This window comes from Acinetobacter lwoffii (assembly GCF_024129435.1).
In the GTDB taxonomy this organism is placed as follows: Bacteria; Pseudomonadota; Gammaproteobacteria; order Pseudomonadales; family Moraxellaceae; genus Acinetobacter; species Acinetobacter lwoffii_F.
In genome coordinates this window covers 196999-209399 of the sequence record NZ_JAMXXN010000003.1, presented here as the reverse complement: position 1 = coordinate 209399, position 12401 = coordinate 196999, and the positions used below count along the sequence as shown (strand labels likewise).

The window sequence follows — 12401 nt, the reverse complement described above, 5'->3', positions numbered from 1 at the left end:
TAATTTCTACCATCAATCAATGAAAATAATTTCGATCAATCAACCAGTAAAAATCCACACAAGTTGTTCTTCATAATCTCTTAATGATCTTCTTGCTGATTCGTCACCAGCAAGCTAGGTCGGCTATATTACTCTCTATCTCTAGAAAGTCAACCAGTAATGAAAACTATTTTTAAACTTATCAAATAAAACCCAACTCAATTAAACTTAACTAAGTTACTGTTTTATCAGAAGTTTTAATCTTCATCACCGCCGATGGATGTGCATTCTACAGTATTCCCAACCCAATACAACCCCTATTTTTAAATAATTCAGCAAAAACACCACGACTGTTTATTTATTCTACAAAAATCGCAATTTTCTTCATTTCTTGAGCAGTAAAGGGACTGAATTGGATAAATGACTTAATCTTTTTTCAGTTTTATTCTGTTCCTGAAAGCGTAAAGGCCGGCAATCTATATATTCACAATAACCCCCTTCCCCATTTTCAGTTTCTTCATTTATTTTCACTTGATAACTAAAACTTCCTACATAGCCCGCTGCCAGGCCAAATTTAAAATCTCCACGACTTTGACCTTGTACCCAGATACAAGTACCGTCTGCATTTTCATAACACCATTCAAATTCACGCGGCAAATACATACTCTGCCCATTGGGTGTCGTGACACGCGGATAAACACGATGAACTTTAAAATAAACTTTGCGATCGAACATTTGGGTCCGCATGTTTTTTAAATCACGCAGATAGATCCGCGACTGAACAATACGATTAAAACCATCCCGAATTTGCGCCAACAGCAACTGGCGATTTTCACTGAGATTAATAATTTGATAAGTCAGGAAGGCCAAAGGCAGATAAGGAAAGTTAAAACTCCGCGCGTATTCAAAGCTTCCGAGACCATCGATCGTATATTGCTGCGCTTTATAGTTCACCCTTCCCTGACAATGACATAGCAAAGACCAGTGGTCTGCCAAGGAAAAACGCATTTGGGTAAAATGAGAAATCAGCTGAGTGGTCTGAATATTTAAATCAAAACTGAGTTCCGAGTCAGAACGTTGCAAACGAAAATTTGGGAAATTTCCGCTTAATTGCTCTCGATCCAAGAACTGAAATAGACTAGATTTAAAATGACAGTCCTGCTTGATCGAATAGTGATGCAATTGCCCCACCATATGCGGACTCGAACTGCAAATCACGGTGGCGGTATCTAAGGCTGTGGTTTCGATTGCACTCGGGTTTGCCAACATGGGTGCATTGGGTTGCCCGATAATACTCAGAAAGTTTAAATAATAGAGCGGTGCCGGAAGCCCGGGAATCATCAAACCTTGATGAATAATTTTATATTTTGAGGTGGGGCCATGATAGGCGGGATAGCGAGAAACAGTAGGAGTCTGATTCAGCTGTTTCGAACGATCTAAAAAATCTTGAAGAAACCGCATCTCAGACTCCTTATATTTTTATAATGTACTCGATCTTTTTGCCATAAAGGTGGTCACAAAACCAGACAAGGCATAGAGAATAGAAATGACCAGAATGCCGACAGGAATATTATAAGTCATCGCTGCAAAGACGAATACGGCAATTGGTAGGACAAAAAATGGAACCCGTTTACGTTCTACAGTTTTAAATGAATAGTATTTGATATTGGAAATCATCAACAAGCCCACCGCAATAATGACCACTGCATTAATGACCTGAAGAGAAGGTTCACGAATATCAAAGATTTCTGGAAAATCCAGACCGACCCAGACCAATGACACTATCATGATGGCAGCCAGAGGACTTGCGACACCAATAAAATAACGTTTATCGACCACACCAATCTGTACATTGAAGCGTGCCAGACGGAACGCAGCACATGCGGTATAAACAAAACAAGCCGCCAGACCAATACGACCCAAATCACTCAAGCCCCAGCTATACATCAAAATAGCGGGTGCCACACCAAAAGCCAGCATGTCAGAAAGGGAATCGAACTGTTCACCGAACGGACTTTGTGCGCCAATCGCACGAGCTACACGTCCATCCAGTCCATCCAGTAATGCCGCAATAAAGATCGCATAAATAGCTTGCTGAAAATCACCATTCATACTGGCAATAATCGAGTAGAAACCTGACAACAACGCTGCCGTTGTAATCAGGTTCGGCCATAGATAGATGCCTCGACGCTTAACTTTTTGCCCTTCCTGAGTATGCTCCTCTTCTTCTACCTCAAAGGTGATGCCATCAAAAGGCACTTCAGTTGAAGAGTCGCGTTCCGGTTTGCTTATATTTGTCATTCTTGACGATCCTAGCTATGACCTGATCTTTGAAAAAAATTATTCGCCCACTAACCAGCGAACTGCAGCGTGACCACCATTTTCACTCATGCGAAGATGCGGGAATAACCACTGTAGCGCTTCATCTGCATCTTCAGAGAATTTCCAAGGCGGGTTAATCACCAGCAAACCACAACCGTTCAAGCCGACAGGGGTATCATCCGGCCATACACAAACTTCACACACCAGTTGACGGCGGATACCAGTCTTGAACATTTTCTTCTCGAAGCGTTCGATCATGGCACGGTCTTTAATTGGATACCAAACGGCAAATACACCTGTCGGCCATTTCTTATACGCGGCAACCAGCAGCTCAACCAACTGCGGAAAATCTTTACGTTCCAGTTCATATGGCGGATCGATCATCACCAGACCACGTTTTTCTTTTGGCGGAATGACTGCCAACAGACCTTCGTATGCATCACGCTCATGCAAACCGGCACGCTTGTCAAAAATATTATGACGAAGTTGCTGGAATACATCACGCTGCATTTCAAAAATGGTCGCTTTATCAATTTCACGCATGCCTTCTAGCGCAAACCACGGCGAACCCGGATAAGCACCCTTACCAAAGTTTTCACGCATGTTTTCAACAATTTTCAAGTATTGTTGTACGCCTTCAGGTGCATTACGCTTGATCGAATCATCCAGCTTAATAAGACGATGAATACCGTTTAAAAACTCACCTGATTTTTGCGCTTCGGCAGTCGACAAATCATATTTACCTGCACCACCATGTGTATCTACATAGCGATAAGGTTTGTCTTTTGCATTCAGTCGAGTCAACAACTGAAGCAATAAAACGTGCTTCATGACATCGGCAAAGTTGCCTGCGTGGTAAGAGTGACGGTAATTCATGTTTCAATTATTCCTAAGATCAATTGCTATTTTAACATGAAAAACTATTTCGTTCAGAAACGATTATTGAACTAAAATAGCGGACCTTTTTTTACCACACTATCGAGAATTGAAAAAATGGAAGCAGTTATCATCCCAGGGGATTGGAATGTTGATCAAATCTTAGATGATTTAGATCAACATGGCTTTAGTATTGTTGACGATGCTTACTCTAGCGAATATCAACATGCAGTGAGTCAAGAATGCTTAAGCCACTTAAACGAATTTCGTAATGCAGCCATTCAAAATGGCGTCGTTAACAACATCCGTAGTGATCATATTCTTTGGTTACAACCTGAATTTCAAATTTCCCACCGACACATCCAAACCCTTCAACAATTTTCTCAAATTTTAAACCGCGCGTTTTATTTAGGCATCAAAGATGTCGAAGCACATTTCGCTTGCTATCACGCGGGTGAGTTCTATGCCCTGCACCGCGACAATCCTCAAGATAAAAATGGCCGGATGATTTCCAGTGTGTATTATTTACATGAACAATGGCAGAAGGACTGGGGCGGTGAACTGCGCCTGCAGGACAAACATGGCCAGTGGCATATTATCCAGCCAAAACCAAACCGAATGGCGCTGTTCCAGAGCGATTTATTACATGAAGTTTTAATCTCTAAACAGCAACGTCTATCTATTACCGCCTGGCTAAGAAGTGATACCTCACTGCTCTAAGACGCGCTGCCGCTTTAAATTTTAATTTTTAACCTCATATAGCCATTATTGAGAAATGAGGATTACGTTGATGCGATTAACAACCAAACAGATTATTCAACGTCTGGGTGAAACTGACCAATTGTATTTAAAAGGCAATACGCCGGAATTAACGCTTGAACGCGCTGATCTTCGTTTACAGCTGGTGACTTTAAGTGAACTGCGTCAGGAACAGCGACATTTCCTGCAAGAAGCCGTAGTGTTGCTGGAACAAGGCCGGGTAGAATTTGAAGAAATGCCGCTGCGCATGTATATCAACCTATCTTTGCATCTAGCCAAGGCCTATATGATGTTTTTTGAATTGACCAAAGAGCACCATTTCGCCCTGATTACTCAGCAAATTTTAAAGCCAATGGCCAGTTATGAACATGGGGACATTTATTTCTTTCTGGCCTATGCCAGTGCCAGTAAAAATGAGCCGGCCCTGACCCGCCACTGGTTAGGTAAGTACACCACCACTGCCGAATTTGAGCTGGAATTATTACAGCAGCATCATGCATTTAATCATTATCGTCAGCACGAATGGTTTAACAAAATATTAAAAAGCAAAATGCATTAAGCCAAAGAACAAAAACGCCTCAAATGAGGCGTTTTTTAATACAAGCTATATCATCTTATTTTAAATATCAGAAAAATGTAGGAAAAATGATCAAGCAGGTTGACGTCTATAAGCGTCCATGTGCAGTTGCTGATTCAGTTCATCGACCCAAATTGCCCAATCATCATCTTGTACCAAATGGCTGATTAATAAAGAACGCTGGGCTTTATTCCAGAATGGCGCATCATGCAAGGACAGCCCTGCTGGCAGTTGATGGGTGCGTACATACAATTCAATAGCCGCAGGACTATTGGCGAGACCGAGCTGAGAAAATAAGAGCTCTAAGGATGGTTGGTTCTTTGCGAGCATCGCGCCCTCCTTATATCAGATAAATTGTAATTATTTATAGATCTAACTTATAAGATAAGACAAAAAAAACCTAGTCCTTTGACTAGGTTTGTTGTTTCTTTTTGTATGAATGCATTTAAACGCTTTGTTTGTCGCTTTCCACATGTAAAAGCTGATTTAACTTGTCAATAATGACAATCCATTCATCATCTTGGTGCCAATGTTCACGCAGGAAGGCACTTTGCCCTTCACTCCAGAATTCGGCATCCGGTAATGCCACTTCAGATGGCAATTGATGGGTATGGGTAAACTGAGTAATTGAGGCTTCATCAGAAGGCAAACCCAATTGTTCAAATAATAATTCTAAAGTTAACTGTTGTTCCATAAGCATAAATAGTCTCCATCGTAGCGTTAAATTATGAGAGTGTTGAGATTCGAATTCTTAGGTTGATTTATGGCTCGGTATGTCACAGGAACCTGAACCCTCTGCCTCAATATGTAATTGTTCATTTAACACATCGACAAAAATGGCCCAGTCATCATCTTTCTTCCAGTGACTGATCAGAAAGTCATGCTGTGATTTACTCCAAAAAGGAGCTTTATGCAGGGGCACATCCATACCGATTTGATGCGTATTAATAAACTCATCAATCGCTTCCGGACTCGAATCCAGACCCAATTGTTCAAAGAAAAGTTCGAAGGTGGCGCGTTGTTCTAACATCTGAACCTCCATCTTTTTATCTATAATCTTGTTTCTACCTTAGATCGCTCATAGCGAAAACTCAGTTGTCTCTCCTTCACAGCTTGTTATTTTTTGTTGATTAAAGTGAGTGACATAAAAAAAGCACCCCAAATGGAGTGCTTTTCTTCAACTTAATCTAAAAAGATCAAATTATTTAAGCATATCAGCAATTGCTGCGCGCTCTTCTTCAAGTTCGTTCAACGTAACGTTGATACGTTCACGGCTGAATTCGTCGATTTCAAGACCTTGAACGATTTTGTATTCACCGTTTTCAGTCGTTACAGGGAAACCGAACATTACGCCTTCAGGGATACCGTAAGAACCGTCAGAAGGGATACCCATTGTTACCCATTCGCCGTTTGTGCCAAGAGCCCAATCGCGCATATGGTCGATTGCAGCATTAGCAGCAGAAGCAGCAGAAGACAAACCACGTGCTTCGATAATCGCAGCACCACGTTTACCAACAGTCGGAAGGAATGTATTTGCATTCCATTCTTGGTCGTTGATCATGTCTTTAACGCTTTCGCCGTTAATTGTTGCAAAACGGTAGTCGGCATACATGGTTGGAGAGTGGTTACCCCAAACTGTAAGATTTTTGATGTCTTTAACCGCTTTACCAGTTTTAGCAGCAATTTGAGATGCAGCACGGTTGTGGTCAAGACGTAACATTGCAGTGAAGTTTTTCGCTGGAAGATCTGGAGCAGATTTCATTGCGATGTAAGCATTCGTGTTTGCAGGGTTACCAACAACTAGAACTTTAACGTCACGGCTTGCAACTTCGTTCAATGCTTGACCTTGACCGATGAAGATTTCACCGTTCACTTTAAGCAGGTCAGCACGTTCCATACCTGGACCACGTGGACGTGAACCAACTAATAACGCATAGTCAGCATCTTTAAATGCAACTTTAGGATCATCAGTACCGATCATGTCTTCTAGTAATGGGAATGCACAATCTTGAAGCTCCATCATTACGCCTTTAAGCGCTTGTTGAGCTTTCTCAAAAGGAACTTCGAGCAATTGCAAAATCACTGGTTGATCTTTACCTAGCATTTCGCCGCTTGCGATACGGAATAATAGGCTGTAACCAATTTGACCTGCAGCGCCAGTAACGGCAACACGAACTGCTTGCTTCATCTAATTATCTCCAATTGAGGATATTCAATGCGATTAAATAGTTAGTATTTAATCTAATAATCGTAAACGCGAAAGATTGTACTCCAATCCTTTGCCAGATGCATATAAAAGAGGACGGATTTCACCTAAAGTCTGATAGGAAATATAAATTAAATCGGCAAAAAAGCTCAGTATGTTCCTTTTATTGTGACAGTTTTTGGGCATGTATTAATAATGTTGGCAGGACAGGATTTGTAATTGCCATTGAGGCGATAACAGACCTTGATCGAGGTAAGTACGCTGGCTGACTGTGTCTGCTGGCAGTTAAATCTCAAGGCATTACCCGGTAATTGCGGATTAATTTTCAGAAATTTGGCCCGCAGCGTATCGACAGAAATCGTAATATTTTCCTGTTCCGTCAGTTCCGCAGGCACTTTAAGACGATCTGCATAATTGATAATCGTCCGGAAATACTGACTGGCATTCATCGGCACGCAGCCACCGATATTACGCCATAAGATTGTCCGGGTATTGTCATCGGGCATGATCCTGGCCACTACCTTGGACTGAAGTGGTGACAGTTTCGCAGAGCTATTGGTCGTGCAATTTTGTGATGTGGTCTGAGGATATAAGCCGGAGATATTCAGCGAATAACCTTCCAGACATTTTCGTTTCTTGGCATATTCAGGGTACAGGCTACATAGGGCCGGGACCATTTGTACATCCATGACATAGTCTGTCGGCGTAGCAAACGCTGCCGGACTACTGGCCAAAACCACAAGCGTAACCGATCCAGCCCAGACTCGACGATCCTTCATTATTTTCATGAATAAGTCACCATTCCCCAATAATTTTAATTTTATTGTGTATTTCGTAATGGTATCAGTTGCATGCGTTTACCCACTGACTGTGCCCCCTGTCCTAATAAAATACCGTAATGCGTGGCATTGGTCATGACATGTTTCACATAATCTCGGGTTTCAAGTAAAGGAATACTTTCAGTATATTGATCTGCGGCCATTCCCTGAAATTCTGGCTGCCAGCGACGGGCACGGTTTGGTCCGGCATTATAGCCTGCTGTTGCCAGAACTGGACTATTGCTGAGCTGACGCTGAATGGTAGATAAATAGAATGTTCCGTAGCGAATATTGGTATTCATATCGGTGAGTGCTGCCGGATTATAAGCCTCACCCATTTGACGCGCCACCAACTTGGCCGTATCCGGCATAATCTGCATTAGACCACCCGCCCCGACATGTGAACGTGCGACGGTATTGAAACGACTTTCTTGACGCATCAAACCATAGGCCCAGGCCGGATCAATCCCCGCATTGCGACTATGGCTGACCACGTAATTCTGATGTGGCATTGGATAACGATAGTTATAATTATGTTTGTTCGCGGTACGGTCGGCAGCATAAATGGCGCGATCATGCCAGCCCATGTCCATGGCACGCTTTGCCGCAGCCAGCAACAGGTCATCATCTTTCTTTAGATAAGCCTGACGCACTGCCCAGTTCCATTCACGGTTAATGTAGTTCTCCGGTGCGCTGATATTACGTAGCGTGAAAGCACGGCGGAAATGAATATCCTGTTCCAAACGTTGCAGGGCCTGATTGGATGGCTGCGCTGGATTTGGTGTACTCGCAGTCACCTGCCCCAGCTTGTCGCGTGCCAAAAGATTGTGATAGTCATCTCCGGTCGCCAGCTTACGATAAATACTTTCTGCTGCCTGTTTGGAAGCACGGTCAGCACGTTGTTCGCTGGCACGTGCCAGCCAGTATTGCCAGCGATCTTCCTGCTTCTGGTTGACGCTCATGCTGTCAATCGCACGGATCAGGCTTTCCCATGCACTAAAACGAATTGCCTGACGCGCATAAATCTCGGCTTCTTCCGGGCTAAATGGCAGGCCATAGCTGGCATCTAGCGCATTTAACACTTCACGGTTGAAGTTGTTTTTCATCACTGTGGTACCACCGATATAACCGACAGCACGATATAAGGCGCGTTGTACCTGTACTGGTGTACCTTCCGCGGTCCGCTTGACGATAGACAAAGCTGAGTCCAAATCGCTATCGGCCAGACGTCCCAGCGCATAAATCAGATAGGCATGCTCTGCCGCAGTACTTTTAGGCGCAGACCACAAATAATTAGTGGGATTGGCCTGAATCGAATTCAGTTGTGCCAGAGACAGATTTAGACCAATGCCTTGCGCTGTCGCAATGGCCTGACCTGACTGTCCGGCACGAAGTTGTCCCCAGAGTCGCTGCTGACGGTCTTCTGAGGTCATGAGTGGACTGGATAGCATCATCCGGCCTAAACCAGTACAAGAATCAGGCTGGCTATTGGTAGTTAACCAGACTTCTTTAAACTCGGCATAGACCAGTTCATCGCCAGCTTTGGCGCGCACTTGTGCCACTGCACAGGCTTCGGCAGGATCAGCATTGGTTACATAAGGCAATACCGGTTGAGCAGTACTAAAGTCTGCCATTTTTACCTTTTCTTCGACATAGTCTGCTGCCAGCTTTTCAGCCATGGCGGATTGAGGGTAACGCTGGGCAAAACTGATAATCTGACTAACAGGCTGCATGGCAAGATTCTGGTTTAAAATCCAGTATTCCGGATAATAGCCCAAGGCATCATTCTGCATAGACAGACGATATTGCTGTAACAGTTCAGTATTACCTGCATTGGCTGCACGCAAGGCATCATTAAATTGTTCTTCTGCTGCCTGTGTACTCGCTGAACAGATACATGCCACACTTAAAGTAATTAATTTATAGTATTTATACATAGTTTTAGTGTGTTTCAACATCCCTTTGCCTTCTATCATCGATTTTATGCTTTGCCCATGTTGCATATCATAAGAGCTAGTTTGAAGATTATAACCAACTCTATTGTTCAGTTATGTAACCTTATGATTAAGCAATATTAATCTACAGACAATTTTTGCCCATAAATCAATATTTTTCCACAGTTAATTTGGGCTATAAGTTTAAGCGACTTTCCTGCTAAAATATGCGCCTTTCCAAGATTTCAGTCTGTGAATTGAATTTTTATTCACCTGTTTGATGCATCAATCAGGCTGTTCGTTCACTCTTTCAACGTATTACCTTGTAGGAGCCTACATGACGGTTCAAACCTTCATTCCGAATGGTGCCCCAGCTGCCTCAGAAAACACTGTTACCCAGCCAGCGCACACCCCTGTTAGCGATGCTTCAGTCAAGAAACTGTACATCGAAACACAAGGGTGTCAGATGAATGAGTACGACAGTCACCGTATGGCAGACCTGTTAGGCGATTCTCATGGCTATGTGCTGACCACCGATCCTAAAGATGCCGATATTCTACTGATGAATACCTGCTCGATCCGTGAAAAAGCCCAAGAGAAAGTATTCTCCGAGCTAGGCCGCTGGCGTAAGCTTAAAGATAAAAATCCTGATCTGATTATTGGTGTCGGTGGCTGTGTGGCATCTCAGGAAGGCGACAACATCCAGAAACGTGCCAATTATGTCGATATGATTTTTGGTCCACAAACCCTGCACCGTTTGCCGCAAATGCTGGATCAGCATTTTGAGCAGATCGAAAAGCCGAAAAAAGAAAAAATCAAACTGGTGGATATTTCCTTCCCCGATATCGAGAAATTCGACTTTCTGCCAGAACCGCGTGTTGAAGGCTATAAAGCTTTTGTCTCGATCATGGAAGGCTGTTCCAAATACTGTTCTTTCTGCGTGGTGCCGTATACGCGTGGTGAAGAAGTTTCTCGTCCACTAGATGATGTCCTGGCTGAAATTGCAGGTCTGGCAGAAAAAGGCGTGCGTGAAATTTCGCTGTTGGGTCAGAACGTAAATGGCTACCGGGGTGAAACCTTCGAAGGCAATATCTGTACTTTTGCCGATTTGCTGCGTTTGGTTGCAGACATTCCGGGTATTGGCCGTATTCGCTATACCACCTCGCATCCCCTGGAATTTAATGATGACCTGATCCAGTGCTATCGTGACCTGCCACAAATGGTTTCACATCTGCATCTGCCGGTACAAAGCGGTTCCAATGATGTGTTACAAGCGATGAAGCGTAACCACACCATTGATGTCTATATCGAAAAGATTAAAAAGTTACGTGCAGTTCGCCCTGACATGCACCTATCTTCAGATTTTATCATTGGCTTCCCGGGTGAAACAGATGAAAACTTTGAAGAGACTTATCAGTTTATTCAGGATCTGGATTTCGACCACTCTTATAGTTTTATCTATTCAAAACGCCCGGGTACGCCTGCGGCAGAACTGGAAGATACGATTTCTGAAGATGTAAAAAAAGAACGTCTGGCCAAAGTTCAGCAATGGATTAAGCGTTCAAGCATTGACAAGACGGATGCCATGCTCGGGACCATCCAGCGTGTACTCATCGAAAAAGTTTCTGATAAAGATCCGAATATTCTGGTCGGTACGGCGGACAATACCCGTTATGTTAACTTTATTGGTGACCCTGCCTGGGTAGGCCGCTTTGCCGAGATTGAAATTACCGAAATTAAAACTTTGAATTTAGTTTACGGTGAACTCTTGAATCTTGAGCCTGACGTGGCGTAATGTAGAGCATATAACGCACACTTCATAAGGAACACTCTTGACTGCAGCGATTCGACGTACAGTAGCTTTTCCTGGAATTTCGATGGACCGTATACAAGCCATGTTAGGTGCCTATAACGGCCATTTGAAGCAAATTGAACAACGTTTAGACGTCAAAATCTCCCATCGTGGAGAAAGTTTTATTATTGATGGTGGAATCGATGCCGTTGAGAGAGCCGAAATGCTCTTGCAACGTCTTCATGAAGAATCTGAACATAGTCAGCAGATTAGTGCAGATACTTTACATCTGATGATTCAGGGCAGCCAGACTGACCGTGAACTTCAGCAAGATCTGGATGATCAGGAACATACGGGGCTGGACAATGTCTGGCTGCAAACCCGTAAAGGCCGGATCAACCCGCGTGGTGCCAACCAGAAACGCTATGTACAGCGCATTCTGCAAAGTGATATTTCTTTTGGTATTGGCCCTGCCGGTACAGGTAAAACCTATCTTGCCGTTGCAGCTGCAGTGGATATGCTGGAGCGCAATGAAATCCAGCGTATCTTGCTGGTTCGTCCTGCGGTTGAAGCCGGCGAAAAACTCGGTTTCCTGCCGGGAGATTTAACCCAGAAAATCGATCCTTATTTACGTCCCTTGTATGACGCGCTGTATGAAATGCTTGGCTTTGAAAAAGTGGCCAAGCTGATCGAACGTCAGGTGATTGAAGTGGCTCCGCTTGCTTATATGCGTGGCCGTACCTTGAATCATTCTTTCGTGATTCTAGATGAAGCGCAGAACACCACCCCAGAACAGATGAAGATGTTCCTGACCCGTTTAGGTTTTGGCTCACGAGCGGTGATTACCGGTGACGTGACTCAGGTAGATTTACCACGTGGTCAGCAATCCGGTCTGTCACATGCCTTACGTGTGATTGACAAAATTCCTGAAATTCATATCACCCGTTTCCATTCGCGTGATGTAGTACGTCATCAACTTGTACAGAAAATTGTTGAAGCCTACGAAGGCTGGGACAGTGAACAGCAGCGTTTAAGTGCTGAAGCACGTGCCGAACGTAAAGCACGTCAGGATGCCTTGATCGCTGAAAATGATGCTGCGGCAGACGCACAGCATTAAGCTTTAAACTTAAGGATTTGT

The 12401-nt window shown here is 43.6% G+C and carries 13 protein-coding genes; 4 read left to right on the top strand and 9 right to left on the bottom strand.

The features are described from left to right. Positions 1-363 precede the first annotated feature (363 nt). The 3 genes from NI455_RS03555 to NI455_RS03545 are packed head-to-tail and all read right to left on the bottom strand — an operon-like array spanning position 364 to position 3177. Positions 364-1440 (bottom strand): DUF6670 family protein, encoded by a 1077-nt coding sequence (locus NI455_RS03555; RefSeq protein ID WP_253112427.1) that lies wholly within the window; start codon positions 1438-1440, stop codon positions 364-366. An 18-nt stretch (positions 1441-1458) separates the two neighbouring features. Further along, positions 1459-2280, bottom strand: coding sequence for a CDP-diacylglycerol--serine O-phosphatidyltransferase (gene pssA, locus NI455_RS03550; RefSeq protein WP_005108642.1), 822 nt, complete (start codon positions 2278-2280; stop codon positions 1459-1461). A 39-nt stretch (positions 2281-2319) separates the two neighbouring features. Continuing rightward, entirely contained in the window at positions 2320-3177 is an 858-nt protein-coding gene (locus NI455_RS03545) for a 23S rRNA (adenine(2030)-N(6))-methyltransferase RlmJ (RefSeq protein ID WP_004281423.1), read from the bottom strand. Between the two features lie 117 nt (positions 3178-3294). Here NI455_RS03545 and NI455_RS03540 point away from each other — a divergent pair, with 117 nt between their 5' ends. After that, entirely contained in the window at positions 3295-3897 is a 603-nt protein-coding gene (locus NI455_RS03540) for a 2OG-Fe(II) oxygenase (protein ID WP_148335241.1), read from the top strand. Positions 3898-3967: 70 nt separating this feature from the next. Then, on the top strand, positions 3968-4495 hold the full coding sequence (locus NI455_RS03535) for a hypothetical protein (RefSeq protein ID WP_253112424.1): 528 nt from the start codon (positions 3968-3970) through the stop codon (positions 4493-4495). 90 nt (positions 4496-4585) lie between these two features. Here NI455_RS03535 and NI455_RS03530 read toward each other — a convergent pair whose 3' ends face one another. The 6 genes from NI455_RS03530 to NI455_RS03505 form a co-directional block, all read right to left on the bottom strand. Further along, positions 4586-4843 carry a DUF2789 family protein gene (locus NI455_RS03530; protein ID WP_004645106.1) on the bottom strand — a complete coding sequence of 86 codons (258 nt, stop codon included), beginning with the start codon at positions 4841-4843 and terminating at the stop codon, positions 4586-4588. Between the two features lie 115 nt (positions 4844-4958). After that, positions 4959-5213, bottom strand: a complete 255-nt coding sequence (locus NI455_RS03525) for a DUF2789 family protein (RefSeq protein WP_180039108.1) — start codon at positions 5211-5213, stop codon at positions 4959-4961. 51 nt (positions 5214-5264) lie between these two features. Next, a complete protein-coding gene (locus tag NI455_RS03520; RefSeq protein ID WP_216986315.1) occupies positions 5265-5543 on the bottom strand; it encodes a DUF2789 family protein in 279 nt (92 codons plus the stop codon). Positions 5544-5714: 171 nt separating this feature from the next. Beyond that, the gene (locus NI455_RS03515; protein ID WP_004281429.1) at positions 5715-6701 is read right to left on the bottom strand and encodes a malate dehydrogenase; all 987 of its coding nucleotides are present in this window, start codon (positions 6699-6701) and stop codon (positions 5715-5717) included. A gap of 167 nt (positions 6702-6868) precedes the next feature. Continuing rightward, positions 6869-7507, bottom strand: coding sequence for a ribonuclease T2 family protein (locus NI455_RS03510; RefSeq protein WP_435574928.1), 639 nt, complete (start codon positions 7505-7507; stop codon positions 6869-6871). A gap of 32 nt (positions 7508-7539) precedes the next feature. Next, positions 7540-9474, bottom strand: coding sequence for a lytic transglycosylase domain-containing protein (locus NI455_RS03505; protein ID WP_253112452.1), 1935 nt, complete (start codon positions 9472-9474; stop codon positions 7540-7542). A 334-nt stretch (positions 9475-9808) separates the two neighbouring features. Between NI455_RS03505 and miaB the strand changes: the two genes are divergently transcribed. Together miaB and NI455_RS03495 are read left to right on the top strand one after the other, a co-directional pair. Next, entirely contained in the window at positions 9809-11266 is a 1458-nt protein-coding gene (miaB, locus tag NI455_RS03500; protein ID WP_071850832.1) for a tRNA (N6-isopentenyl adenosine(37)-C2)-methylthiotransferase MiaB, read from the top strand. Positions 11267-11303: 37 nt separating this feature from the next. Continuing rightward, a complete protein-coding gene (locus NI455_RS03495) occupies positions 11304-12380 on the top strand; it encodes a PhoH family protein (protein ID WP_004732214.1) in 1077 nt (358 codons plus the stop codon). The last annotated feature ends 21 nt before the right edge of the window (positions 12381-12401 follow it).

Bases quoted from the DNA above. Each gene is read 5' to 3' on its own strand.
- NI455_RS03505 (WP_253112452.1), bottom strand. From the start codon at position 9,474: ATGTATAAATACTATAAATTAATTACTTTAAGTGTGGCATGTATCTGT.
- pssA (WP_005108642.1), bottom strand. From the start codon at position 2,280: ATGACAAATATAAGCAAACCGGAACGCGACTCTTCAACTGAAGTGCCT.
- NI455_RS03530 (WP_004645106.1), bottom strand. From the start codon at position 4,843: ATGCTCGCAAAGAACCAACCATCCTTAGAGCTCTTATTTTCTCAGCTC.
- NI455_RS03510 (WP_435574928.1), bottom strand. From the start codon at position 7,507: ATGAAAATAATGAAGGATCGTCGAGTCTGGGCTGGATCGGTTACGCTT.
- NI455_RS03555 (WP_253112427.1), bottom strand. From the start codon at position 1,440: ATGCGGTTTCTTCAAGATTTTTTAGATCGTTCGAAACAGCTGAATCAG.
- NI455_RS03545 (WP_004281423.1), bottom strand. From the start codon at position 3,177: ATGAATTACCGTCACTCTTACCACGCAGGCAACTTTGCCGATGTCATG.
- NI455_RS03525 (WP_180039108.1), bottom strand. From the start codon at position 5,213: ATGCTTATGGAACAACAGTTAACTTTAGAATTATTATTTGAACAATTG.
- NI455_RS03515 (WP_004281429.1), bottom strand. From the start codon at position 6,701: ATGAAGCAAGCAGTTCGTGTTGCCGTTACTGGCGCTGCAGGTCAAATT.
- miaB (WP_071850832.1), top strand. From the start codon at position 9,809: ATGACGGTTCAAACCTTCATTCCGAATGGTGCCCCAGCTGCCTCAGAA.
- NI455_RS03520 (WP_216986315.1), bottom strand. From the start codon at position 5,543: ATGTTAGAACAACGCGCCACCTTCGAACTTTTCTTTGAACAATTGGGT.
- NI455_RS03535 (WP_253112424.1), top strand. From the start codon at position 3,968: ATGCGATTAACAACCAAACAGATTATTCAACGTCTGGGTGAAACTGAC.
- NI455_RS03540 (WP_148335241.1), top strand. From the start codon at position 3,295: ATGGAAGCAGTTATCATCCCAGGGGATTGGAATGTTGATCAAATCTTA.